This is a genomic window from Micromonospora sp. CNZ322 (genome assembly GCF_007827755.1).
Genome location: NZ_VITD01000003.1, coordinates 17868 through 42078, shown reverse-complemented (window position 1 = coordinate 42078; position 24211 = coordinate 17868). Strand labels below are relative to the sequence as shown.

25 protein-coding genes are annotated in these 24211 nt (G+C 71.7%); 11 read left to right on the top strand and 14 right to left on the bottom strand.

Annotation, left to right across the window (positions count from 1 at the left end; translation table 11 throughout):
• Positions 1–96: 96 nt before the first annotated feature.
• Positions 97–912 (bottom strand): response regulator transcription factor, encoded by an 816-nt coding sequence (locus tag FB453_RS08800; protein ID WP_145789045.1) that lies wholly within the window; start codon positions 910–912, stop codon positions 97–99.
• Between the two features lie 253 nt (positions 913–1165).
• Here FB453_RS08800 and FB453_RS08795 point away from each other — a divergent pair, with 253 nt between their 5' ends.
• A complete protein-coding gene (locus FB453_RS08795) occupies positions 1166–1549 on the top strand; it encodes a WhiB family transcriptional regulator (protein WP_091406539.1) in 384 nt (127 codons plus the stop codon).
• A 714-nt stretch (positions 1550–2263) separates the two neighbouring features.
• Positions 2264–2824, top strand: a complete 561-nt coding sequence (locus FB453_RS08790) for a hypothetical protein (RefSeq protein WP_112724828.1) — start codon at positions 2264–2266, stop codon at positions 2822–2824.
• A gap of 531 nt (positions 2825–3355) precedes the next feature.
• Here the strand turns inward: FB453_RS08790 and FB453_RS08785 are convergent.
• The 3 genes from FB453_RS08785 to groES form a co-directional block, all read right to left on the bottom strand.
• Entirely contained in the window at positions 3356–5041 is a 1686-nt protein-coding gene (locus FB453_RS08785) for a molybdopterin-dependent oxidoreductase (RefSeq protein ID WP_145789043.1), read from the bottom strand.
• Positions 5042–5175: 134 nt separating this feature from the next.
• Positions 5176–6816 carry a chaperonin GroEL gene (gene groL, locus FB453_RS08780; RefSeq protein ID WP_145789041.1) on the bottom strand — a complete coding sequence of 547 codons (1641 nt, stop codon included), beginning with the start codon at positions 6814–6816 and terminating at the stop codon, positions 5176–5178.
• 70 nt (positions 6817–6886) lie between these two features.
• On the bottom strand, positions 6887–7201 hold the full coding sequence (gene groES, locus FB453_RS08775; RefSeq protein WP_030330046.1) for a co-chaperone GroES: 315 nt from the start codon (positions 7199–7201) through the stop codon (positions 6887–6889).
• Positions 7202–7460: 259 nt separating this feature from the next.
• Between groES and FB453_RS08770 the strand changes: the two genes are divergently transcribed.
• From FB453_RS08770 to FB453_RS08735, 8 genes are all read left to right on the top strand, one after another.
• Complete coding sequence (locus FB453_RS08770; RefSeq protein WP_145789040.1) at positions 7461–8657, top strand: THUMP-like domain-containing protein; 1197 nt, start codon at positions 7461–7463, stop codon at positions 8655–8657.
• 10 nt (positions 8658–8667) lie between these two features.
• Positions 8668–9147: a Cys-tRNA(Pro) deacylase gene (gene ybaK, locus FB453_RS08765; RefSeq protein WP_130404593.1), complete on the top strand. Its 480-nt coding sequence runs from the start codon at positions 8668–8670 to the stop codon at positions 9145–9147.
• 178 nt (positions 9148–9325) lie between these two features.
• Positions 9326–10414: a substrate-binding domain-containing protein gene (locus FB453_RS08760; protein ID WP_145789038.1), complete on the top strand. Its 1089-nt coding sequence runs from the start codon at positions 9326–9328 to the stop codon at positions 10412–10414.
• Between the two features lie 114 nt (positions 10415–10528).
• Positions 10529–11347 carry an ATP-binding cassette domain-containing protein gene (locus FB453_RS08755; RefSeq protein ID WP_091402279.1) on the top strand — a complete coding sequence of 273 codons (819 nt, stop codon included), beginning with the start codon at positions 10529–10531 and terminating at the stop codon, positions 11345–11347.
• The gene (locus tag FB453_RS08750; RefSeq protein WP_145789036.1) at positions 11344–12606 is read left to right on the top strand and encodes an ABC transporter permease subunit; all 1263 of its coding nucleotides are present in this window, start codon (positions 11344–11346) and stop codon (positions 12604–12606) included. The genes FB453_RS08755 and FB453_RS08750 overlap by 4 nt, the downstream gene beginning before the upstream one ends.
• A 22-nt stretch (positions 12607–12628) precedes the next feature.
• On the top strand, positions 12629–13810 hold the full coding sequence (locus FB453_RS08745; protein WP_145789034.1) for an ROK family protein: 1182 nt from the start codon (positions 12629–12631) through the stop codon (positions 13808–13810).
• Positions 13811–13829: 19 nt separating this feature from the next.
• Complete coding sequence (locus tag FB453_RS08740; RefSeq protein ID WP_145789032.1) at positions 13830–14126, top strand: DUF1707 SHOCT-like domain-containing protein; 297 nt, start codon at positions 13830–13832, stop codon at positions 14124–14126.
• 125 nt (positions 14127–14251) lie between these two features.
• Positions 14252–14992: a DUF4142 domain-containing protein gene (locus FB453_RS08735; RefSeq protein WP_112586485.1), complete on the top strand. Its 741-nt coding sequence runs from the start codon at positions 14252–14254 to the stop codon at positions 14990–14992.
• A gap of 33 nt (positions 14993–15025) precedes the next feature.
• Here the strand turns inward: FB453_RS08735 and FB453_RS08730 are convergent, their stop codons facing one another.
• Genes FB453_RS08730 through tsaB form a run of 4 tightly spaced genes read right to left on the bottom strand, consistent with a single transcriptional unit; the run spans position 15026 to position 17490 of the window.
• Positions 15026–15280: a hypothetical protein gene (locus FB453_RS08730; protein WP_039906914.1), complete on the bottom strand. Its 255-nt coding sequence runs from the start codon at positions 15278–15280 to the stop codon at positions 15026–15028.
• Positions 15281–15294: 14 nt separating this feature from the next.
• Positions 15295–16341 carry a tRNA (adenosine(37)-N6)-threonylcarbamoyltransferase complex transferase subunit TsaD gene (tsaD, locus tag FB453_RS08725; protein ID WP_091402289.1) on the bottom strand — a complete coding sequence of 349 codons (1047 nt, stop codon included), beginning with the start codon at positions 16339–16341 and terminating at the stop codon, positions 15295–15297.
• Positions 16334–16816 carry a ribosomal protein S18-alanine N-acetyltransferase gene (rimI, locus tag FB453_RS08720; RefSeq protein ID WP_112621757.1) on the bottom strand — a complete coding sequence of 161 codons (483 nt, stop codon included), beginning with the start codon at positions 16814–16816 and terminating at the stop codon, positions 16334–16336. Before rimI ends, tsaD begins: the two co-directional genes overlap by 8 nt.
• Positions 16813–17490 (bottom strand): tRNA (adenosine(37)-N6)-threonylcarbamoyltransferase complex dimerization subunit type 1 TsaB, encoded by a 678-nt coding sequence (tsaB, locus tag FB453_RS08715; RefSeq protein ID WP_145789030.1) that lies wholly within the window; start codon positions 17488–17490, stop codon positions 16813–16815. The genes rimI and tsaB overlap by 4 nt, the downstream gene beginning before the upstream one ends.
• A 380-nt stretch (positions 17491–17870) precedes the next feature.
• Here tsaB and FB453_RS08710 point away from each other — a divergent pair, with 380 nt between their 5' ends.
• A complete protein-coding gene (locus tag FB453_RS08710; RefSeq protein ID WP_145789028.1) occupies positions 17871–18575 on the top strand; it encodes a helix-turn-helix domain-containing protein in 705 nt (234 codons plus the stop codon).
• 27 nt (positions 18576–18602) lie between these two features.
• Here the strand turns inward: FB453_RS08710 and ung are convergent, their stop codons facing one another.
• From ung to FB453_RS08680, 6 genes are all read right to left on the bottom strand, one after another.
• Positions 18603–19304: a uracil-DNA glycosylase gene (gene ung, locus FB453_RS08705; protein ID WP_145789026.1), complete on the bottom strand. Its 702-nt coding sequence runs from the start codon at positions 19302–19304 to the stop codon at positions 18603–18605.
• Between the two features lie 65 nt (positions 19305–19369).
• Positions 19370–19852: a tRNA (adenosine(37)-N6)-threonylcarbamoyltransferase complex ATPase subunit type 1 TsaE gene (gene tsaE, locus FB453_RS08700; protein WP_145789024.1), complete on the bottom strand. Its 483-nt coding sequence runs from the start codon at positions 19850–19852 to the stop codon at positions 19370–19372.
• Positions 19849–20952: an alpha/beta fold hydrolase gene (locus FB453_RS08695; RefSeq protein ID WP_112584896.1), complete on the bottom strand. Its 1104-nt coding sequence runs from the start codon at positions 20950–20952 to the stop codon at positions 19849–19851. The genes tsaE and FB453_RS08695 overlap by 4 nt, the downstream gene beginning before the upstream one ends.
• Positions 20949–22067, bottom strand: a complete 1119-nt coding sequence (gene alr, locus FB453_RS08690) for an alanine racemase (protein ID WP_091402301.1) — start codon at positions 22065–22067, stop codon at positions 20949–20951. The genes FB453_RS08695 and alr overlap by 4 nt, the downstream gene beginning before the upstream one ends.
• 90 nt (positions 22068–22157) lie before the next feature.
• The gene (locus FB453_RS08685; protein WP_145789022.1) at positions 22158–23627 is read right to left on the bottom strand and encodes an NAD(P)H-hydrate dehydratase; all 1470 of its coding nucleotides are present in this window, start codon (positions 23625–23627) and stop codon (positions 22158–22160) included.
• Between the two features lie 55 nt (positions 23628–23682).
• Complete coding sequence (locus tag FB453_RS08680; RefSeq protein ID WP_091403516.1) at positions 23683–24051, bottom strand: holo-ACP synthase; 369 nt, start codon at positions 24049–24051, stop codon at positions 23683–23685.
• Positions 24052–24211 lie beyond the last annotated feature (160 nt).

The following is a 24211-nucleotide window of genomic DNA, read 5'->3' as shown; positions in this document are numbered from 1 at the left end:
CGCCTGGCCTGCTCCCGCTAACCCCGGCGGATGCTCCGCTGCCGCGCGGCGTACCCCGGCTGCGCGGGCGTGCCCTGCGGCGGCGCGGCGCGTTTGTCAGGCCACCAGACCGGCGCGGAACCCCGCCGCCACCGCGTGCGCCCGGTCCCGGGCACCAAGCTTGCGGAACAACCGGCGGGCGTGCGTCTTGACGGTGTCCTCCGAGACGAACAACTCCCGGCCGATCTCCGCGTTGCTCTTGCCCTCGGCCATGCCGAGCAGCACCTGAAGCTCACGCTCGGTGAGGCCGATCGACGCCCGACTGGGTCGGGCGTTCGGGGCGGGACGGCCCGGGTCGGTCTGCGCCGGCGACTCGCCGGTCCCCGCCTCCGCCTCGTCGTCGCCCCGCTGCACCGGCACCGACGCCACCCCGGCCGGCCCGTCGGCGGCTGCGGCCGCCCAACCGGGCTCACCGGAACCGCGCGGCGACGGCCCGGAGCGGCCGGAACCAACCACCGCCGCCGCATCGCGGGCCGGATCGGTGATCCGCTGGCGGGAGGCCCGGCCAGGCGCGGTGAGCAGCAGTAGCGCCTTCGCCACCGCGCTGGTCAGGTCATGGTCGACATTCTGGATGAGCCCCCGGGCGCCGGCGTTGATGGTGGCCGCCGCGGCCTCGGACTCCTCAGTGCCGAGCAGCAGCACCGCCGCCTGCGGCGCACGCGCCAACACCCGGCGGACGAAGCCGGCGCTGTCCGGCCGGGTGAGGGCCGTGTCGGCCAGGACCACGTCGGCCGGTCGCTCGGCCAGCCGCAGCATCACCTCGGGATCAGAGACGGCGGTACGAACGATCGCGGACAACCCCAGCCGCGCGGCAGCAGAAGTAAGGTGCTGGGCCGCGAGTGGTGTCCGAACGCACACAAGAACGGTACGCACTGTGGTCTCCTCTCCGCCAACGAGCAGACCATGACGCGGTCGGCTGGGGAGGGGGTTCCCGGCAATCCTTCGAACTTTTCCGACAGATGGGGCAAAAGCCGCAATTTCCCGGACGTTTTCGATCACACACGTGTGAGTTGGCGACAGCCCGGGTACCGGGAGATCCAGGCCGGGAACGGTGCGCCTGCGCGGCCCGCCGCCCGGACGCCGGCCATAAGGATTCTCGCGGAGCCGCGCGGGAGGAGGGGTGCTGATGTCGAACGTACGTAGACTGCCCGGACCCATCGTCGATCTCTGGGACTGGCAGCGACTCGGTGCCTGCCGAGGGCGCGACAGCGCCCAGTTCTTCCACCCCGACGGTGAGCGTGGTTCCTCCCGGTTGCGTCGCGAGTCCGCCGCCAAGTCGGTCTGCCGCGCCTGCCCGGTTCGCGCCGAGTGCGCCGCGCACGCCCTGTCCGTACGCGAGCCGTACGGCGTGTGGGGCGGCTTCAGCGAGTCGGAGCGCCTGCGACTGCTCGCCGTCGGCTGGGAGGACCTGGCAGACCGCCGGCACGCCCGGGTCGACGTCGCACGGCTGGAAGCCCGCCTGGGCCGCCCGCACAAGTCGACAGTTCCGGCCCAACGCAACGTCGCCTGACCCGAGACGTCCGCAACATCCGAAACCGCGCCCCCTGCCCAGGGGGCGCGGTTTCGTGCCGTTCATGCGGTTCCGAACGGCCAGGCCCCGTCGCCCGCCGCGGACAAGACCGTGATCAACACGGGTTCCTTGATGTCGGGACATCCCGCCGGCCCGGACACCCCGTTTTCAATGACCCCGAGTGGATCAAGCCGAGAGATGGGTCCGAGGGCAGGCAGAGGAGACGCTGCGGGCGGTTTGTCCGGTCTGGGGCATTCGGGCTGGGCGCAGGGTCTAGGCTGCTGCGAGGTACGCAGCCTTTTGTCCGGTGACCGAATGCACTCGTGGGCCGGAATCATGGCCGGGTCGGGGTCGTTACATACCCTGACGATCGCAGTACCACCGACCCGCCGCCCGACCCCTGGGGGCTGGTCGCGCAGGTTGGAATGCCAGCCCGCGCCCGGTGGTTGCAGTCCCCACGAACGACCGCAGGCACCGGCCTTGATGAGGGTGCCGACGGGGGTGGGCCACCCGGAATGACCCCGGCCCCCGGGTCGTTACACATGGACCCGGTGCCACGAGCCCCCGCTCGCCGGTCGCCGTAGACGCCGAGTCACCGTAGGCGTCGCCCCCCAGACTTTTCCCCTTTGTTTGTGCAGCGCCGGACGAGGTGCTCACACCCTGCCGCCGCCCCCCTGCGGTCGGGTGTTTCCTACCCCCGAAGGAGCTACCCCCATGAACACGATCTTCCGTAAGAGCATGCTGTCTGTTGCTGGTCTCGCGTTCGCCGGTGGTGTGTTCGCCGGCCCGATCGCCGCCCACGCCAACCCGGTCGATGCCAAGCCCGTCGCCGTTGCCGTGCAGTCGGCGGCGCCGAAGCCGCAGGGCGAGCAGTCCCACATCAGCCTCAACGATGAGCAGACCGCCAACGTCAAGGCGATCATCGCCGCCACGAAGAAGGCCGGTCTCCCGGAGCGGGCCGCGGTCATCTCGATCGCGACGAGCCTGCAGGAGTCGAAGCTGGAGAACCTGGGCCACCTGGGCGACATGAACGACCACGACTCGCTGGGCCTGTTCCAGCAGCGCCCCAGCTCGGGTTGGGGTACGCCGGAGCAGATCACGAACCCGGAGTACTCGACGACCGCGTTCCTCAAGGGCTTGAAGCAGGTTGACGGCTGGCAGGACATGCCGCTGACCGACGCCGCGCAGACCGTGCAGGTCTCGGCGTACCCGGACGCCTACGCCCAGTGGGAGCAGCAGGCCACCGACCTGGTCGCCCAGCACTGGAACAGCTGACCCGCGCCACACCACAGCACTGCCGCAGAACCGCACCGCACGGCAAGGCCACGGCACGACACCGACCGCTGGCCGGCACCCGCAACCCGGGGTGCCGGCCAGCGGCATTTCTGCGCTCTGAGTCCGCAGATCTTGGACACTTTCCGTCCGGCGCTAACGGAAAGTGTCCAAGGTCTGCATGCACGGCCTGGGGTAGCACCCATCAACCGGTCAACCGGCCGGCCTGCCGACCCAAAGGCGAGCCGCTGGAACCGGCAAGGCGGGTCGCCGGACAGCAAGGCGGGTCGCCGGACACCGCCCGCCCACCCACAGACCAGGTCCCGGACCGCCCGCCGACCCCAGAGCAGGTCACGGACAGCGTCCGTCCACCCGCAGAGCCGGCCACAAACACCGCCCGCCGACTGCGGAGCACGTGGCGAGCGCAGCCCACCAGCACCGCAAGGCAGGTCGCCTGCACAGCCCACCAACGCGCAGAGCACGTCGCGGGCACTCGTCACGGACCCAGTCCGGGCGGCGACGCCACACCGTGGATCAGCGGACGGTAACGGTGATCGTGTGCCAGCCGGTGGCGCCGTCCGGGACGACGTCCTGCGTACGTTCGGTCTGGGTTTCACCGGTCGCGTCGGTCGCGCGGACCTGGAGCCGGTGCTCGCCCGGTGTGGCGTCCCACCGCCAGGACCACTGCACCCAGGTGTCCACCGACACGGTCGGGGCCAGCGCGGCTTCCTGCCACGGGCCGTCATCGACGCGTACCTCGACTCGGCGGATGCCTCGGTGCTGCGCCCAGGCCACACCGGCGACGGTGACCGGGCCGGTGGTCAGCCGGTTACGACCGCGGGGCGTGTCGATCCGGGACTGGGTCTTGATCGGCCCCTGGGCGGACCAGCCGCGCGGCACCCAGTACGCGTCGAAGTCGGCGAACCGGGTCAGCTCCAGTTCAGTCACCCATTTGCAGGCCGACACGTAGCCGTAGAGGCCCGGCACCACCACTCGGACCGGGAAGCCGTGCTCGACCGGCAGCGGCTCGCCGTTCATCCCGACGGCCAGCAGCGCGTCCCGTCCGTCGCGCAGCGCGGCGGTGGGGGTGCCGCAGGTCCAGCCGTCGACCGACCGGCCGACGACCTGGTCGGCGTCGTCGTCCGGCTCGACCTCGTCCAGCAGTTCCCGCAGGGGTACGCCGAGCCACAGGGCATTGCCGATCAGGTCCCCGCCCACCTCGTTGGAGACGCAGGCCAGCGTGACGTATCGCTCGACCAGCGGTCGGGCCAGCAGATCCGCGTAGCTGTAGGTGCGTTCCCTGCCGACCCTTCCGTGGATCCGCAGCCGCCAGGTGTCCGGGTCGACCTGGGGCACCACCAGCGCGGTGTCGATCCGGTAGAACCCGAAGTTCGGGGTGACGTACGGCGCGAGCTGCGTCAGCGAGAGGTCCGCGCCCGCCGGTACGGCCGGTGCGGGGGCGACCGGCGCGGGCAGGCGGATCGCGTCGCGGGCTGCGGACACGCCGCGCCGCCCCGCCAGCCACCGCCCACCCAGACCGGCCACCACGGCCGTGCCGAGCAGCACCCCGCTGCCGGTGAGGAAACGGCGCCGCGACTCCGGGTCCACTTCGGCAGGCCCGACCGGTTCGACCGCCGCCGTCGCCCCGGCGGGAGTCACAGGCACCGGCCCTGCCGGGGGCACCGGCACCGACTCGCCGGGCGACACCGCGCCAGCCGGCGACACCGGACCAGCGGAGGACACCGGGCCAGCCGGCGGCGTGGGTGGTGACCATGTCCAGGGGTCCAGCTCGAACGGTCCGCCGATGAACAGCCAGAGCACCAGGGCGCCGAGACCGGCGCCGACCAGGGACGGCAGCGCGTCGGCGAGGTCAGCGCCGGAGCGGGTCAGCGCGGCGGCCACGCCGATGGCGCCGAACGCGGCAATGCCGGCCAGGCCGAGTGCCAAGCGGCGGACCGCCAGTACGCCGAAGAGCGCGGCGAAGCCTCCCAGCAACACGGCTGTGCCGACCAGCAGCGCGATCTTGTCGGCGGTGCCGAAGAGGTCGATGGCGAGTTGCTTCAGCGACTCGGGGACGGCGTCGACGATGACCCCGCCGACCGCGACCAGGGGCGCCGACCGGGGACCGGTCAACACCGCGACCGGTTCGGCTATCCCGATCGCGACGGCGGCGGCGGTGATCCCGGCCAACGCGGCGTACCGCCGTGACGTGGTGCTCATCGGCCCAGTGTGCGCGATCATCTCGGCCGGTCGCCAACAACGTCAGCGTTCGGTAATGACCTACCAGCCCGCGAGAACGAGCCGGGGCGCACCGCCGTACGGCGGTGCGCCCCGGAACGGGTGTCGCTACCGGATCAGAAGCCCGGGCCGTGCTGGTGGCCGTGACCGTGGCCGTGCCCGCCGCCGGCGGCCGGCTCGGCCTGCTCCGGCTTCTCCACCACGAGGCTCTCCGTGGTGAGCAGCAGACCGGCGATCGATGCGGCGTTGGTGACCGCGTTGCGGGTCACCTTCACCGGGTCGATGATGCCGGCCTTGACCAGGTCGACGTACTCGCCCTTGGCGGCGTCGAGGCCGTTGCCCCACTTGAGGTCGGCGACCTTCTGCGTCACGACGTAGCCGTCGTGACCGGCGTTCTGGGCGATCCAGCGCAGCGGCTCGACGAGCGCCTTGCGCACGACCGAGACGCCGACCTTCTCGTCACCGGTGAAGCCCAGGTCGTCGTCGAGCACCGAGAGGATCTGCACCAGGGCGGCGCCGCCGCCGGGCACGGTGCCCTCCTCGACCGCAGCCTTGGTCGCCGCGATGGCGTCCTCGATGCGGTGCTTGCGCTCCTTCATCTCGACCTCGGTCGCCGCGCCAGCCTTGATGACGGCGATGCCACCGGAGAGCTTCGCCAGCCGCTCGGCCAGCTTCTCCCGGTCCCAGTCGGAGTCGGAGGCCTCGATCTCCTTGCGGATCTGGTTCACCCGGTCGGCGACGTCGGCCTTCTGGCCACCGCCGTCGACGATCGTGGTGTTCTCCTTGTCGACCACGACGCGCCGGGCGGTGCCGAGCACCTCCAGGCCGACCTGGTCGAGCTTGTAGCCCAGCTCCGGGGCGACCAGCTCGGCGCCCGTGGAGATCGCGATGTCCTGGAGCATCGCCTTGCGCCGGTCACCGAAGCCCGGGGCCTTGACCGCGCAGACCTTGAGGGTCTTGCGCAGCGAGTTGACCACCAGGGTGGAGAGCGCCTGGCCGTCCACGTCCTCGGCGATGATCAGCAGGGGCTTGCTGTTCTGCAGGACCTTCTCCAGCAGCGGCAGCAGCTCCTCGATCGCCGAGATCTTCTGGGTGGTGACCAGGATGTACGCGTCCTCAAGGACGGACTCCTGACCCTCCAGGTCGGTAACGAAGTTCGGCGAGATGAAGCCCTTGTCGAACTGGAGACCCTCGGTCACGTCCAGTTCGGTGGTGAGCATCGAGCCTTCCTCGACGGTGATGACACCGTCGCGTCCGACGCGCTCCATCGCCTCGGCGATCAGATCGCCGATCGTGGAGTCCTGCGCGGAGATCGTCGCCACGTTCGCGATCGACTCCTTGCTGGTGACCTCGGCGGCACGGCCGAGCAGCGCCTCGGAGACCTTGGTGGCCGCCGCGTCGATGCCCCGCTTGAGGCCGGCCGGGTTGGTCCCGGCGGTCACGTTGCGCAGACCCTCGCGAACCATCGCCTGGGCCAGCACGGTCGCGGTGGTGGTCCCGTCGCCGGCGACGTCGTTGGTCTTGGTCGCCACCTCCTTGACCAGCTGCGCGCCAAGGTTCTCGTACGGGTTGGTGAGCTCGATCTCCTTGGCGATGGTCACACCATCGTTGGTGATCGTCGGCGCACCGAATTTCTTGTCCAGGACGACGTTGCGCCCGCGCGGGCCGAGGGTGACCTTGACCGTGTCGGCGAGGGCGTTGACACCGTGCTCCAGCAGGTGCCGGGCGTCGTCCGAGAAGCTCAGGATCTTCGCCATATATGTCCCTTCGAAGCGCCATTGCCCCGGCCCGGCGAGCCGGACCGGGGCAATGTCACTGATCGGTTGCTTACTTCTCGATGACCGCGAGGACGTCGCGGGCGGAGAGCACCAGGTACTCCTCGCCGGCGTACTTGACCTCGGTGCCGCCGTACTTCGAGTAGAGAACGGTGTCGCCGACCTGAACGTCAACCGGAACCCGGTTGCCGTTGTCGTCGACGCGCCCCGGGCCCACAGCGAGGACGGTGCCCTCCTGCGGCTTCTCCTTGGCGGTGTCGGGGATCACGATGCCCGACGCAGTGGTGGTCTCAGCCTCATTCGCCTGGACCACGATGCGGTCCTCGAGCGGCTTGATCGCAACCTTGGTCGCGGTAGTCACGGGCATACCCTCCTGGGGTACTGGTTTCGTTGCTGGTCGGCGGGGCCAACCAGCGTCAATCTGCCTCATGCCACCGGGCGGGACCGTCGTCGCGGGTGCCGGTCCGCCTGGCGTGCGCACCCGGGTCGCGAGACCCGGAAGCTGGCACCCTCAGGGTGAGAGTGCTAATCGCAGGTTATTCCGTGGCTAGCACTCCGTCAAGGAGAGTGCCAGCGAGTCGCGCCCCGCCAGCCAGGATTTCCGAGTCGGCCGGGACAATGGCCGGGTGGATCTCGATCAGCTGGCGGCGCTGCGTACCCCTGAGGGGTCGGCCGCGCTCACGGCGGCGGCCGACCTGGCCGGCGGTGATCCACTGGTCGCGGCGTCGGCGCTGCGCGCGACCGGGGTGCCGCCAACGTTGGCCGCGGCGGCACTGACCCAGGCCGAGCTGCGCCACCGGGCGGTGGGCAAGTTCGGCTCGGCCGCCGCTGGGATGTTCCTCACCCGTCCCGGCCTGGAGCAGGCCACCCGCCGGGTGGTCGCCGACCGTCGGGCCGCCCGGTTGTACGCGGCCGGCGTGCGCACCCTGGCCGACCTCGGGTGCGGGCTCGGAGCCGACGCGCTGGCCGCCGCCCGCGCCGGCATCCGGGTGTACGGGGTGGAGGCCGACCCGGTGACCGCGGCGATGGCCGCCGCCAACGCCGAGGCGGCCGGGCTGGCCGAGCTGTTCACTGTCGAGTGCGGCGACGCGACCGGGTTCGACGTGTCACGGGTCGACGGGGTCTTCTGCGATCCGGCCCGCCGCACCACCGGCACCGGGCGGCGGATCTTCGACCCGCGCGCCTACTCGCCGCCGTGGGACTTCGTCACCGGGCTGGCCGAGCGGGTGCCGCGCACAGTGGTGAAGGTGGCGCCGGGCCTGGACCACGCGCTCATTCCGGCGGGCGCGGAGGCCGAGTGGGTCGGCGTGGACGGCGACCTGGTCGAGGCCGCGCTCTGGTGCGGCGAGCTGGCGGAGGTGCCCCGCCGCGCCACCCTCTACCGTCAGCGGGGCACCGAGGCGTACCGCCACGAGCTCACCGGCTCGGGTGCCGTCGAGGCGCCGGTCGGGCCGCCGCGTCGCTACCTGTACGACCCGGACCCGGCGGTGGTACGCGCGCACCTCGTGGCCGAACTGGCCACCGAACTGGACGCCACCCTGGGCGATCCCAGCATCGCCTACCTCTACGCCGACGAGCCGGTTCGCACGCCGTACGCGCGCTGTCTGGAGATCACCGACGTGCTGCCGTTCTCGCTCAAGCGCCTGCGGGCACTGCTGCGCGACCGACGGGTGGGCCGGGTGGAGATCCTCAAGCGGGGTTCGGCGCTCACCCCGGAGCAGCTCCGGCGAGACCTGCGGCTGGCCGGGGACGCGGCGGCGAGCCTGGTGCTCACCCGGGTCGACGGCGCACCGACGGTGCTGATCGGTCGGCCTGTCGACTAGCGTCGTCGCTGTGGCGGGACAGGGCACGCCGGCGACGGCACTCTTGGTCAAGCGCGGCATCGCGCATCGCACCCATCCCTACCGGGTGGCGCCGGACGCCCCGAACTACGGCGCGTTGGTGGCGGTGGCGCTCGGCGTGGCACCGGAGCGCGTGTTCAAGTCTCTGGTGACCGAGGTCGACGGCGCGCTCACAGTGGCGGTCGTCCCGGTCACCGGCGAGCTGGATCTCAAGGCGCTCGCGGCGGCGGTCGGCGGCAAACGGGCGGCGTTGGCCGACCGGGCGGTCGCCGAGCGGGCCACCGGTTACGTACGCGGTGGGATCAGCCCGCTCGGGCAGCGTCGACGGTTGCCCACGGTGCTGGACGAATCCGCGCTGGATCTCCCGACGATCTACGTCTCGGCTGGTCGGCGTGGTCTGCAACTCGAACTGGCCGCGGCGGATCTGGTGGCGCTGACCGACGCCCGCACCGCGCCGTTGCAGACCCACTGACGACAGTCGTTACGTCGAGTCCCCCGTGGGATACCCAGGGAGTAACAGTCGCGTTGCTGAATTGTTATCGCTCCCAACAAACTATGCACCTGCGCGGTCTTGTGGAGCCGGTGTGACGCGAAATACGTTGCCGGACACAACAAAACAACACCTCCCCCACCCCGAAAGGACCCTGCACATGCGTAAGGGGATCCTCACCATCGCCGCCGTGGGCCTGCTGACGACCGGCGGGTTGACCGCCTGTAGCGACGACTCCGGCAACGGCTCGGCCGACTCCAAAAAGACTCCCAAGATCGGCGTGATCCTTCCGGATAGCAAGTCCTCCCCCCGCTGGGAGACGGCGGACCGTCGCTTCCTGGAGGAGGCGTTCAAGGCTGCCGGCGTCCAGTACGACATCCAGAACGCCCAGAACGACAAGAGTGCCTTCCAGACCATCGCCGACCAGATGATCACCAGTGGCGTCACCGCCCTGATGATCGTCAACCTGGACTCCGGCACCGGCAAGGCCGTGCTCGACAAGGCCAAGTCGCAGGGCGTCGCCACCATCGACTACGACCGGCTCACCCTCGGCGGCTCCGCCCAGTACTACGTCAGCTTCGACAACGAGACCGTCGGCAAGCTCCAGGGCGAGGGTCTGGCCAAGTGCCTGACCGAGAAGGGCGCCAAGAACCCCGTCGTGGCGTACCTGAACGGCTCCCCCACCGACAACAACGCCACCCTGTTCAAGGCCGGCTACGACTCGGTGCTCAAGCCGAAGTTCGACTCCAAGGAATACACCAAGGGCCCGGACGACGCCGTGCCGGGCTGGGACGGCCCCACCGCCGCGACCATCTTCGAGCAGCAGCTCACCGCGACCAAGGGCAAGATCGACGGCGTGCTGGCCGCCAACGACACTCTCGGCAACGCCGCCATCTCGATCCTGAAGAAGAACAAGCTCAACGGCAAGGTGCCGGTGACCGGCCAGGACGCCAGCGTGGAGGGCCTGCAGAACATCCTCGCCGGTGACCAGTGCGTGACCGTCTACAAGGCGGTCCGGGAAGAGGCCAAGGCCGCCGCGGACCTGGCCATCGCGCTGGCCAAGGGCGAGAAGAAGGACACCGGCCAGACGGTGAAGGACGGCGACCGCGACGTCCCCTCGGTGCTGCTCACCCCGAAGGCCATCTACAAGGACAACGTCAAGGACGTCATCGCCGACGGCTACGCGACCAAGGAGCAGGTCTGCACCGCGGCCTACGCCAAGTTCTGCGCCGAAGCCGGCATCAGCTGACCGACGCCGCAGTACCCGCCGGAACGACCATCGCCGCCCGGCACGGGAGCACCCTCCCGTGCCGGGCGGCGCCCGCCGGACGGGCCCCGACCCTCCCTTAAGAAGGAGACCCCCGTGTCCGCGACCCCCCTGCTGGAACTCCGCGGGATCGACAAGAGCTTCGGTCCCGTCCAGGTGCTCCGCGACGTCGCCCTGACCGTCCACCCGGGCGAAGTGACCGCACTGGTCGGCGACAACGGCGCCGGCAAGTCGACCCTGGTGAAGTGCATCAGCGGCATCCACCCCACCGACGCTGGCGAGTTCCTGTTCAACGGTGAACCGGTGCACATCGGCAGCCCCCGCGACGCCGCCACGCTCGGCATCGAGGTCGTCTACCAGGACCTCGCGCTCTGCGACAACCTGGACATCGTGCAGAACATGTTCCTCGGCCGGGAGAGGCGCAGCGGCATCGTCCTCGACGAGCCGACAATGGAACAACTCGCCGCCGAGACCCTGGCGGGGCTCTCCATCCGCACCGTCACCTCGCTGCGTCAGCACGTGTCCAGCCTCTCCGGTGGCCAGCGCCAGACCGTGGCCATCGCCAAGGCGGTGCTGTGGAACAGCAAGCTGGTCATCCTGGACGAGCCAACTGCGGCACTCGGCGTGGCACAGACCGCCCAGGTGCTCGAACTGGTTCGCCGCCTCGCCGACAACGGCCTGGCCGTGGTGCTCATCTCGCACAACATGAACGACGTCTTCGCCGTCTCCGACCGGATCGCCGCGCTGTACCTCGGCCAGATGGTCGCCCAGGTGAAGACCACCGACATCACCCACGCCCAGGTGGTCGAGCTGATCACCGCCGGGCGCTCGGGCGGGCTCGGCCTCGCCACCGACCCGGGCAGCAACGGCGACGGCCCGCAGCCGGCCGACTCGACCTCAGGAGGCGTCCGATGACCACCACCGCCGTGCGGAAGGACGGCCCCGCCGCCGTCACACCGACGCCGACCATCGGGGGCCATGTCCGCAACTACCTGAGTCGGGTACGCGGTGGCGACGTTGGCGCACTACCAGCCGTACTCGGCCTGATCGTGCTCTGCACCGTCTTCGCGATCATGCGGCCGTCGTCGTTCCTGTCGGCCGGAAACTTCGCCAACCTCTTCACCCAAGGCGCGGCGGTCACGCTGATCGCGATGGGCCTGGTCTTCGTGCTGCTGCTCGGCGAGATCGACCTGTCCGCCGGCTTCGCCAGCGGCGTCTGCGCGGCGGTGCTGGCCAATGTCGTCACAGTGCTCGGCTACCCCTGGTGGGTCGCCGTGCTCGCCGCTGTCGCCACCGGCGTGGTCATCGGCACCACGCTCGGCATGCTCGTCGCGAAGATCGGCATTCCGTCCTTCGTGGTCACCCTCGCCGGCTTCCTCGCCTTCCAGGGCGTCGTGCTGCTGCTCGTCAAGGATGGCACCAACATCTCCGTCCGCGACGACGTGCTGGTCGCCATCGCCAACCGCAACCTCGGCCCCACGTTGGGCTGGGCGCTGACCGCCCTCGCGGTCGTCGGCTACGCGGCGGTGCAACTGCTGCGCCACCGCAACCGGGCGGCCCGCGGTCTGATCACCGACCCGCTCGCGGTGGTGGCGCTACGGATCGGCGGGCTCGCCGTCATCCTCGGAGCGGCTGTGTACGTGCTCAACCTGGAGCGCAGCCGTAACGTCCTCATCGTCTCGCTCAAGGGTGTGCCGATCGTGGTGCCGATCATCGCGGTGCTGCTTGTCGTCTGGACGTTCGTACTACAGCGCACCAGCTACGGCCGGCACATCTACGCCGTGGGCGGCAACCGGGAAGCGGCCCGCCGGGCCGGCATCGGAGTCGACCGGATCCGGATCTCCGTGTTCGTGATCTGCTCGTCCATGGCCGCCATCGGTGGCATCGTGGCGGCCAGCCGGGCCAACTCGGTCGACCCGAACACCGGGGGCAGTAACGTACTGCTCTACGCGGTCGGCGCGGCGGTGATCGGCGGCACCAGCCTCTTCGGTGGCAAGGGCCGCGTCCTCGACGCCGTCCTCGGCGGCGCGGTGGTCGCGGTCATCGAAAACGGAATGGGCCTGATGGGGTACACCGCTGGAGTCAAGTACGTGGTCACGGGCGTCGTGCTGCTGCTCGCCGCCAGCGTCGACGCGCTCTCCCGCCGCCGCGCGGCAGCCACCGGCACCCGCTGACCACGCGGGAGGTAGCACCAGCATGCGCCCAGGACCGAGCCAGGATGACGTCCGACGGCAGAACCTCGGGGCCCTGCTGCGACACGTGCACGTCCACGGGGCGACCACGCGTGCCGAACTGACCACCACGCTGGGCCTCAACCGCAGCACCATCGGCGCGCTCACCGCCGACCTGTCCGCAGTGGGGCTGGTCAGCGAAGGTGCACCGAAGGAAACCGGCCGAGCCGGACGACCGTCACTGGTCGTCCGGCCCGAGTCGGCCCGGGTCTACGCGTACGCGTACTCAGTGGAGGTGGACCGGCTGCGCGCGGCCCGGGTCGGGCTGGGTGGCGCGGTCCTGGACCGCCGGGATCTGGACCGGCCGCGCGGACTGCTGGCCGCGGAGGCCGCGCCACTGCTGGCCGGCGCGGTCAAGGAGATGCAGCAGCTGGTCCCGGCGGACGCGATCTGCGTCGGTGCCGGCGTCGCGGTCTGCGGCATGGTCCGCCGGGACGACGGCCTGGTCCGACTCGGCCCCACCACCGGTTGGGTGGACGAGCCGATCGGCGCGGCCCTCGCCGACGAGTTGGGCATCGACGTACCGATCACAGTGGGCAACGTGGCCGACGTCGCCGCGTTCGCCGAGCACGCACGAGGTGTGGCGGCGGGCTGCGACAACGTCCTCTACCTGTACGGCGACGTGGGCGTGGGTGCCGGCATCATCGCCGGTGGGCGCCGACTGACCGGGCACGGTGGGTACGGCGGCGAGGTCGGCCACATGAAGGTGGTCCGCGACGGCAGGCCCTGTGAGTGCGGCTCCCGGGGCTGTTGGGAGACCGAGATCGGCGAGCACGGCCTCCTGCGCGCCGCCGGACGCTCCGACGCCCGGGGCCGCGATGCGCTGCTGGCCGTCTTCGACGCCGCCGACCGGGGTGACGCCCGCGCCCAGACGGCGGTCCGCCAGGCCGGCGACTGGCTCGGCTTCGGGGTCGCCAACCTGGTGAACATCTTCAACCCCGAGATGGTCATCTTCGGCGGCACGATGCGCGATCTCTACCTCGCCGCGGCGGCCCAGATCCGCAGCCGACTCAACTCCAACGCGCTCGGCGCCTGCCTGGAGCACGTCCGGCTGCGTACGCCGAAACTGGGTGCGGACGCGCCCCTGATCGGTGCCGCCGAGCTGGCCTTCGAACGGCTCCTCGCCGACCCCCTCGACGTGGGCTGATCCGCGTACGCTGTCCGGCGTGGATGTCGAGCTGCGCGCCTCCGACGACGACCGCAACCGGGTGGTCGCCGCGCTGCACCAGCACACCGCGGCGGGCCGGCTGACGCTTGACGAGTTCTCCGATCGCGCCGGTGCGGTGTGGACGGCGCGCACCCTCGGTGACCTGGCCGCGCTGACCCGCGATCTACCGGCCCTGCCCAACTCGGTCGTGGACGCCGGCCCGGTCGGGCGCGGGCGTCAGGAGTTGCTGATGGTCTTCGCCGCCGCGGCGATCACCCTGCTGCTGCTCGGAGGCTTGCTCGCCGTCACCCGCTGATCCCTGTCACTCCGCGATGAACTGATCGCGCGATCAGTCCGTACCAGTGGGCGGACGGGCAACCGGCAGGGTACGGCTGCCCGGTCCAGACGCGTTCCGGTCCGGACCGAGGAGGCACCACAGACATGGCACCGCTCAGATCCGCCCATCGCCGACTGGGCACCCGGACCCATCGAGCGGCCATGCTGCTCATCGCGGTCATCGCGGGGGTCGGTGTCCTGCCCGGCGTGGCCGTCGCCGCACCCGCCGGTGGCCAGCAGCTCAACGCCGCCGACATGACACTGCTCAACGGGGTGCGGCTGGCCGGGCTGTGGGAGATGCCAGCCGGCCAGATGGCCGCCGAGAAGGGACAGTCGGCGAAGGTTCGGGAGATCGGCGCCGGCATCGCCGACGAGCACCAGAAGCTCGACCAGCTCGTGGTCGACGCGGCCAACAAGTTGGGCGCGACCATCCCCAGCGAGCCGACCGCCGAGCAGAAGGGCTGGCTGGCCGAGATGCAGAAGGCATCCGGCGCCCGGTTCGACCAGATCTTCGTCACCCGGCTCCGGGTGGCCCACGGCAAGATCTTCCCGGTGATCGGCGCGGTCCGGGCCAGCACCCGGGACGCCACCGTCCGCAAGCTCTGCGAGGACGCCAACGCGTTCGTCCAGCACCACATGCAGATGCTGGAGAGCACCGGCCTGGTCCGTTGGCCGGAGCTGCCGCCGGCCGCGCTGCCCGCCCCCGGTGAGGACGGGCTCCTGGCCGCCGCCTCCGCCAACTCCGGCCCGCAGGTCGGAGTCAGCAGCACGGTCGTCTGGCTGGTCTTCCTCGCCGCGCTGGGCACGGGCGGAATCGCCACCTACCGGATGTTGCGCCGCAGCTGACCGATCAGGCAGCGGCCTGGATGGTGGCTCGCGTCAGCGGTCTACCTGGGTGAAGTCCCAGGAGTGCGGGGCGCGGGCCACCAGCAGCGCTGGCGGGTCCGGCAGCGGGCGGGGGCTGCTGCGCCACTTGGAGATCACCACCACGCGGTGGTCGGTGGAGGAGAAGACCTCGCTGGATACGTGGAGCGGGTCGTGCTCCAACTCGGGCAGGGCGGTGTCGCACACCCAGGTGATCAGGTCGGCGACTCCGTACGCCTCGGCGCGTGCCTCCCACATCCGCACGATCATGTCCGCCGCTCCCGTCACACGCTGACCGTTGTCAACGGCAGTGCCGAATCGGCTGGCAGGTCCAGTCGGCTCGGAGCGACCCCGGCGGCGACCAGGTGCGAACCGAGCGCGGCCACCATCGCGCCGTTGTCGGTGCACAGCTTCGGCCGGGGTACCCGGACCCGGATGCCGTACTTCTCGGCTCGCTGCTCGGCCATCGCCCGCAGCCGCGAGTTCGCCGCCACTCCCCCGCCGATGACAAGGGTCTCGATGCCCTGCGCCCGGCAGGCGGCGAGCGCCTTGCTGGTCAGGACGTCACAGACCGCCTCCTGGAAGGACGCGGCCACGTCGGCCACCGGAACCGGCTCACCGGCACGCTGACGGGCCTCGACCCACCGGGCCACCGCCGTCTTCAGGCCCGAGAACGAGAAGTCGTACCGGTGGGCTGCGAGATCCTTCGCGGCAGTCAGACCACGGGGGAAGGCGATCGAGGCGGCATCGCCGGCCCGGGCCTCCCGGTCGATGGGCGGACCACCCGGGAACGGCAACCCGAGCAGCCGGGCGACCTTGTCGAACGCTTCCCCGGCCGCGTCGTCGATGGTGGCGCCCAGCGGGGTGACACCCCGGGCCAGGTCGTCCACGAGCAGGAGGGACGAGTGACCGCCGGACACCAGGAGCGCGATGGCGGGTTCGGGCAGTGGGCCGTGCTCAAGAGTGTCCACCGCGACGTGGGCGGCGAGGTGGTTGACGCCGTAGATGGGTTTCTCGGCGGCGACCGCGTACCCCTTGGCGGCAGCGACGCCGACCAGCAACGCACCGGCCAGCCCCGGCCCGGAGGTGACAGCGATCGCGTCGATGTCGGCCAGCGTGACGCCGGCCTCGGTCAGTGCCCGGTCCATGGTCGGCACGATGGCCTCCAGGTGTGCCCGGCTGGCCACCTCCGGCACCACACCCCCGAACCGGGCGTGTTCCTCGACGCTGGAGGCGAGCGCGTCGGCCAGCAGGGTGTGCCCCCGCACGATGCCGACACCGGTCTCGTCGCAGGAGGTTTCGATACCCAGGATCAGTGGTTCGTCAGCCATGGTCGTGTGGTCCGTCCCCGGTCGGCTCGGCGTCGCGCCGCATGACCAGCGCGTCGGTGTTGCTCGGTTGGTAGTAGCCGCGCCGCACCCCGATCGGCTCGAAACCGTACGTCGCGTAGAGCCGCTGAGCTGCGGCGTTGTCCACGGCGACCTCCAGCAGGGTGCTGCGGGCGTCGCGCCGGACCGCCTCGGCGAGCAACTCCTCCAGCAGGGCACGGCCCACGCCGCGCCGCTGGGCGTCCCGGCGGACGGCGATGTTCTGCACCCACACCTCGTCCGGCGGAACGCCAGCGAGTCCGGCGTAGCCGAGCACCGACCCGTCCGCGTCGACGGCGACCCGGTAGTGGTGCCCGTTGGCGAGCTCGCTCCAGAACATGGCGGGCGACCACTTTTCAGCCCCGAAGAGGTCCGCCTCGATCGGCAGCACGTCGTCAATGTGCCACCAGCGGAACGGTTCGAGCCGTACCGCGGTCATGGCAGGACCGGTTTGCGGCCGGTCGCCGCCACCGCGTCGGGGCGACGCAGGTAGAGCGGAGTGAGCCGCTCACTGGACGCCCCCGCCCGGATCCGCTCGGCGGCGAGCAACGCCAGCACTGTCGCGTCCGGGTAGCGCGGCTCGACCCGAACGGGCAGGTCCAGGACCTCGGCGTACCGGTGTGCCCCGTCACCGACCGCGATCGTCGCGCCCAGTTCGCGGGCGCGCGCGGCGGCGACCGCCGGCGCGGACACCTCGGGCCCGACGATCCGCTGACCGGCGCCGTCGTAGACGGCCCAGTAGAGCTCCTTGCGCCGGGCGTCGCTGGCGGCCAGGACCGGCGCGCCGGACGCCGCCGGGTAACCGATGGCATCCAGCGAACAGACGCCGTACGTGGGGATGCCGAGCACCTGACCCATCGTCGCGGCGGTGACCAGGCCGACCCGCAGCCCCGTGAACGGCCCCGGACCGAGCCCGGCGACGATGGCGGCCAGGTCACGCGGGCGCGCGTCAGCGTCGGCGAGGACCGCATCCACCTGGGGCGCGAGCAGCTCACCGTGCGCGCGGGCGTCGACCGTGCACCGGTGCGCCCGCGACGCCACGCCGTTTGCCGAGACCTCCACCAGCGCCGCGGTGACCGCGGGGGTCGAGCTGTCCACCACGAGTACGAGCACGGTAAGCCAGCCTAGCCGCCCCGCCTCGCGCCCCGGTCACGCCCCGCCCCGGGCCGCCCGCACCACCAACCCTCGGCAGGCCCCCACGACAGCAGCCGCCCCGCACCACGGTCGCTCTCCCATGGGCGACGGGCCGGGCGGGCGGGCCGGGCCGGGCCGGGCGGGCGGGGCCGGGCCGGCGGGGGCGACGGGCCCCATCCCCCAGCGAGGGGTATACCTGTGAGTCATAAATATGACTCACAGGTATACCCCTCATCAGGGAATGGCCCTGGTCGCCGGTGACACGTCGGCCGCAGGTCTGTGAAGCAGGGCGACGGCCGTCCAGTCGTGAATACGCCTCAGCGGTTTCGGCGACGGCCGGCGTGGTCCACCATCCCGGAATGCCACCCACTCGTCTCGCCGGCCTGCTCGGCACTGCCATCCGTGAGCAACGACAGTCGCGCGAGCTGAGCCAATGCGAGCTGGCCGAGTTGGCCGGAGTCAGCCAGGCAACGGTCGCCCGGATCGAAGGCGGCGGCCGAGGGCCCAGCATCGCCATGCTGGAGCGGTTGCTTGCCGCGATGGACGTGCAGTTGGTCATCGGGGTCGAGCCGCTGGACGCGCACCTCGACGCCCGGATCGACGACCTGGCCGGCCGGCCGATCGCCGAGCGAATCGACGAGCTTGGCCTGGATGAGCTGCTGGACCGGCTCACCGACTTTCCGCAGGCGATCACCGGGAGCACCGCGGCGCTGTTGCAGGGCGCGCCGATGCCGGTCGACGCGCTGGAGATCGCCCTGCGCTGGCAGGACTCCAAACCGTTCACCCGCTGGCTGGAGACGAACTACGGGCAGCGGTGGAACGCCCGCTGGGGTGAGTTCGGCGGGGTGTGGTTGGAGCCCGAAGAGCCGGGCGAACACCGGTGGTCGACCCGGTACGGGGAGATCAGGGCCACCATGTGCGACGAACTGCCCGAGACGATCGAGGTGCGCCACGGCGGGCGGACCTACCAGGTGGTGCCGCTTGTCGAGCTGGAGCTGAGCGAGCCGCACGCCGCCGAACTGTTACGCCGCTACCGGAACCGGCAGTTGGCCAGCGACAGCTGAGCCGACTGCCGGTTTCCGGTAGCCGGCTCAGCCGGCGGTGCGCTCCCAGTCGACGGTGGGCAGGCCGGCGTCGGCGAGTGCCTTGTTGGCGGCGCTGAACGGGCGGCTACCAAGGAAGCCGCGCGGGTTCATCGGGCTGGGGTGACCGGCCTCCAGCACCACGTGCTGCGGACTGGTGACCAGCGCGGCCTTCTTGCGGGCGTAGCCACCCCAGAGCAGGAAGACCACCCGCTCCGGTGCCGCGTCCAGTGCCCGGATGGTCGCGTCGGTGAACTCTTCCCAGCCGGCGTTGGCGTGCGATCCCGGGGTGGCCTGCCGGACGGTCAGCACCGCGTTGAGCAGCAGCACCCCTTGCGCGGCCCACCCGTCGAGGTTGCCGCTGCGCGGCTTGGGGACGCCCACGTCCTCGCCCAGCTCCTTGAAGACGTTGCGCAACGACGGCGGCACCGTCACACCGTCGCGGACGCTGAAGCTCAACCCGTGTGCCTGCCCGGCCCGGTGGTAGGGATCCTGCCCGAGGATGAGCACCCGGGTGCCCTGCGGCGGGCAGAGCCGGTATGCCGAGAACAGATCCTCCAGCGGCGGGAAGACCGTCTGCGTCGCGTATTCCCGGGCGACGAACTCGCCCAGCGCGGCGGTGCGTGTCGGGTCGAGGTGCGGGGTGAGCACGGTGCGCCACTGCTCCGGCAGCAGAGCCAGCAGATCCAGGGCGGGAGCGTCGTCGGGCATCGGGAACCTCTCACAGCGCGGGTCGGTCCCCCGCACTCTAGGCACCGGGTACGACAGCCACCGACCTAGCCCAGGTCGGCGAGCCGCCGGGCCCAGTCGCCGCCGATCGGGTCCAGCTCGACGATGCGGGTGTCGTCGTCGCGGCGGTCGATGCGAACCCGCAGGTGCGCGTCCACCAACTGCTCCACCAGGCCCTCGCCCCACTCCACCACTGTCACCGAGTCGTCCACCGACGCGTCGAGGTCCAGGTCGTCGATCTCGGCGCGCGGGTCGGTGGCGTCACCCAACCGGTACGCGTCGGCGTGCACCAGCGCCACACGGCCGCCCCGGGCCGCGTCGGGACGGTGCACCCGGGCGATCACGAAGGTCGGCGAGGTGATGTCCCCGAGGACACCGAGCCCGGCGCCGATGCCCTGGGTGAGTGCGGTCTTGCCAGCGCCCAACGGGCCGGTCAACAGCACCAGGTCGCCGGCGCGCAGCAGCCCGGCCAGCCGCCGGCCGAAGTCCCGAGTGTCCTCGACGGTCGACAGCTTGACGACGTGACTCACCGTTCCTCCACGCTCTGCAATGACTCCAGGAACCGCGCCAGGGCGGCGTTGACCTCGTCCGCGTGCTCCAACATCACCACGTGACCGCTGTCCTTGATCTTCACGAACTCGGCGTGTGGCAACCGGCGGACGATCTCCTCGGAGTGGGTCACCGGGGTGATCATGTCCTTGTCGCCGACCACCACCAGCACCGGAGTCGCCGCCAGCGCCGCCAGCGCCGGGAAGCGCGAGTGGGTGGCCAGGGTCCGCAGGTAGCGGGTCACCGTGTCAGCCGATGTCCGGGAGTTCATCGTCTCCACGTAGGACACCAGCGACGGGCTGGGCTTGCGGGTACCGAAGCCGTACTTGCGGGTCAGTAACCAGGCCACGTTCGACGTCGACTTGCGGGCCTTGTCGATCACCGGCCCGCCGTACCGGGTGGCGTTGCTGACCATGTAGAGCACCGGACCACCGACCCGGCCGAGCAACGCGGGCGCGACCAGCTTGGTCTCCGCGATGAGCCCGCCCGACGTGGCCATCAGAACGGTGCCCACCACCCGGTCACCGAACAGCTCCGGAAACAGCTCGGCGAACGCCATGATGGTCATGCCGCCCATCGAGTGGCCGACAAGCACCAGCGGCCCGTCCGGGGCGGTTCGGTCGATCACCTGGCGCAGCGTCCGGCCGAGCACCGCGAGGTCGTACTCGCCGGTCTCCAGTCGGCCGGACCGGCCGTGACCGGGCTGGTCGTACGCCACGATCCGGTAGTCACCGCGGGCGGCGAGCATCTGGCGCTGAAAGTGGAACGTCCCCATGTCCAGGCAGAAGCCGTGCACCAGCACCACCGTCGGTCGCCCCGGCACCGGCCGGGTCGGCTCGACCACCTCGACGTGGATGTCGGTGCCGTCCGGGAGCTCCAGGCGGAACGCCTCGTCGTACCGCTGCTGGTCGAACGTCTCGTGCGCGTAGCGGTCGGCCGGGTCGGCCTTGAGCCGGCGGACCAGGGTCCGTTCGGTCGCGACGCCGGCCGCCAGACCCGCCGCGGCCACCCCCACCGCCGCGCCGACGATCCCGGCGACCCGGCCCGCGGCCGTCCGCGGACGCGGAATGCGATAACTCATGGTTTCTCGCCGTCGTAGACCCGGGGCACCCGAGTGCCGCCGAACCGGGTGACGATCTCGTAGTTGATCGTGCCGACCGCCTCGGCCCAGTCGTCAGCTGTCGGTTCGCCGTCGACGCCGCTGCCGAAGAGCGTCGCCACGTCGCCGTCGGCCACCGGGTCGTCGCCGCAGTCGAGCACGAACTGGTCCATGCAGACCCGCCCGGAGATCGTCCGGCGTACGCCGCCGAGCTGCACCGGGCCGGTGTTGGACGCGTGCCGGGGAACCCCGTCGGCGTACCCGAGCGGCACCACGGCCAGGTTCGCGTCGGCTTCCGTGGTGTAGGCGTGCCCGTAGGAGATACCGGTGCCGGCGGGCACCCGCTTGGTGAGCATCACCCGGGCGCGGGCGGTCATCGCCGGCCGCAACCCGTACGTCTCGCCGGCCACCGGAGACAGCCCGTAGATGGCCAGGCCGGGGCGGACCAGGTCGAAGTGGGTGTCCGGGCGGGTGAGGGTGGCGGCCGAGTTGGCGAGGTGCCGCCAGCGCGGTCGCAGCCCGGCCCGCTCGACCATAGCCAGCCCTTCGTGGAAGACGGCCAATTGGCGGTCGGTGGTGGGGTGGCCGGGCGAGTCCGCGTACACGAAGTGGCTCCACACGCCGACCACCTCGACCAAGCCATCGGCCTGCGCCTTCGCGGCGGCGTCCAGCAGTGCGGGCCAGTCGGCGACTGTCGCACCGCCCCGGGACAGCCCTGTATCGATCTTGAGGTGCAGGCGGGCGGGACGCCCGGCGAGGCGACTCGCCTCGATCATCTCGTCCAGTTGCGCCAGGCTGGCCGCGCCCAGGTCCACCCCGGCGGTGACCCCCTCGTGCAGCGGCAACCCTGGGGCGAGCAGCCAGGCCAGCACCGGCACTGTCACCCCGGCCCGCCGCAGGGTGAGCGCCTCGTCGAGGGTGCAGACACCGAGCCAGTCAGCGCCGGCGTCGAGCGCCGCGCGGGCGGCCGGAAGCATGCCGTGGCCGTACCCGTCGGCCTTCACCACTGCCATCAACTCGGCGGTGGTGCCGGAGCGGAGCCTGCTCACGTTCTCGCGGATGGCGTCAAGATCGACGCGTACCTCGGCCTGCCACATGTGCCCAGCCTACTTTCCGCCGTGATCACCGCGGGCGGCGACGCACGTCCCGACGCGGCGATCCGGTCACCGCACCCGGAACCGCAGCGTTCAGCCCAGCCGGGCCAGCACCGGGCGCAGCGCGGTCGCCACGTCGGGCGCGGTCACCGGCCCACCCCGGGCCGCCTCCCGCCCGGCGAGCCCGTGCAGGTACGCGGCCGAGGCGGCGGCCCGATCGGCGGGTACACCGGCCGCCAGCAGCGAGCCGAGCAGCCCGGCCAACACGTCGCCGGTGCCGCCGGTGGCCAGCGCCGGGGTGCCGGTCGGGTTGACGTACGCCCGACCGTCCGGCGTGCCGATCACAGTGCGATCGCCCTTGAGCAGCACCACCGCGTTCATCCAGGCGGCCAGCCGCAGCGCGGCGCCGACCCGGTCGGCGCCCGGCTCCTCCCCGCAGAGACGGCTGAACTCGCGGTCGTGCGGGGTGACCACGATGGGCGCGTCCCGACCGCGCAGCCGGTCGGCGAGCGAGCCGTCCACCAGCAGGGTCAGGGCGTCGGCGTCGAGCACCACCGGCACCGGGGCGGCCAGTACGGCGCGCAGCTCGGCCGCCGCGTCGGCACCGGTGCCCAGCCCGGAGCCGCAGACCCAGGCCTGCACGCGGCCCGCGTCGGCGACCCGCCCGCTGGCGATCACCGACGGGTGCTGGTGCAGCACCTCGGCGCGGGCGCTGCCGGCGTAGCGGACCAGGCCGGTCGGCCCGGCCAGGGCGCCGCCCACGGAGAGCACCGCCGCACCGGGGTAGGTCGCCGAGCCGGTCGCCACCCCCACCACGCCCCGGGTGTACTTCTCCGACGCCGGGCCCAGCTGGGGCCACCAGTCGACCAGGTCGGACCACTCGGTGACCCGCAGCGCCGGGGTGCCGCGCAGCCACGGCCGCAGCCCGATGTCAACAAGCTCGACGTGCCCGGCCATCGCGGCGGCCGGCCCGACCACCAGGGCGGGCTTCAGCGCGCCGAAGGCCACCGTCACGTCGGCGCGGACCGCTGTGGGCCGGCCGGACGCGGACAGCGGCACGTAACCCGTGTCGACCGCGACCCCGCTGGGCACGTCGACCGCCAGCACGGTGGCCCGTTCCCCGTCGCGTCCGCGCAGCTCGCCGAGGCGCTGGACCACCTCGTCCGCGTTCGCCCGCAGCCCGCCGGTGCCACCGATGCCGACGATGCCGTCGAGGACCAGGTCGACCGGGCCGGCCGGACTCGGCACCACCCGGCCGCCAGCGGCTCGCAGCGCGGCCAGACCGGCGGCGTGCGCCCGCCCGGGGGTGAGCAGCAGGGCGGACACCTGGACACCTCGGCGGGCCAACCGCTCCCCCGCGTACAGCGCGTCGCCGCCGTTGTCACCGGAGCCGACCAGCAGCAGCACCCGGCCTCCGTAGACTCCGCCCCGCTCGGCGAGCAGGAGCGCAGCGCGGCGGGCCAGGCCGGCGGCGGCCCGCTGCATCAGCGTCCCCTCCGGCAGCGTGCCCATCAACCCCGCCTCGGCCGCCCGTACGTCGGCCACCCGCCACACCGCTCTCATGCCACCGTGTCCCATTCCGTTCGCGGGCGGACCTGACCGGCCCTCCCGGCCGACGTCATCGTTCCGCGACCACCATCGCCGACGCGATCCCGCCGTCGTGCGACAACGAGAGGTGCCAGTGGTTGACCCCCCGTGCGTCGGCCACCGCCGCGACCGTGCCGGAGACGGCCAGCCAGGGGCGGCCATCCGGGTCGGGCACGATCTCGCAGTCGTGCCAGTTGAGCCCGGCCGGGGCGCCGAGCGCCTTGGCCACCGCCTCCTTGGCGGCGAACCGGGCGGCGAGCGACTCGGGCGAGCGCGGGCTGCCGGAGCGGGTGTGCCGCTCGGCCTCGGTGAAGAGCCGGTCGGCGAGCAGCGGCGTCCGTGCCAGGGCCCGGGCGAACCGGTCGACCAGGACGACGTCGATGCCGACAGCGACGATCACCACACCACCCTACCGGCGGTCGAGGCCGCAGATTAGCCGTCGGGCTCGCGCTGGGCAACGCCTGTGGACACCCCGGGGTACGCCTCGACGTCGGCTGTCCACAGGGCACCGCGCGACCTCCGGTACGTGCCTAGCGTCAGCGCGTCGATGCCGATCGTCC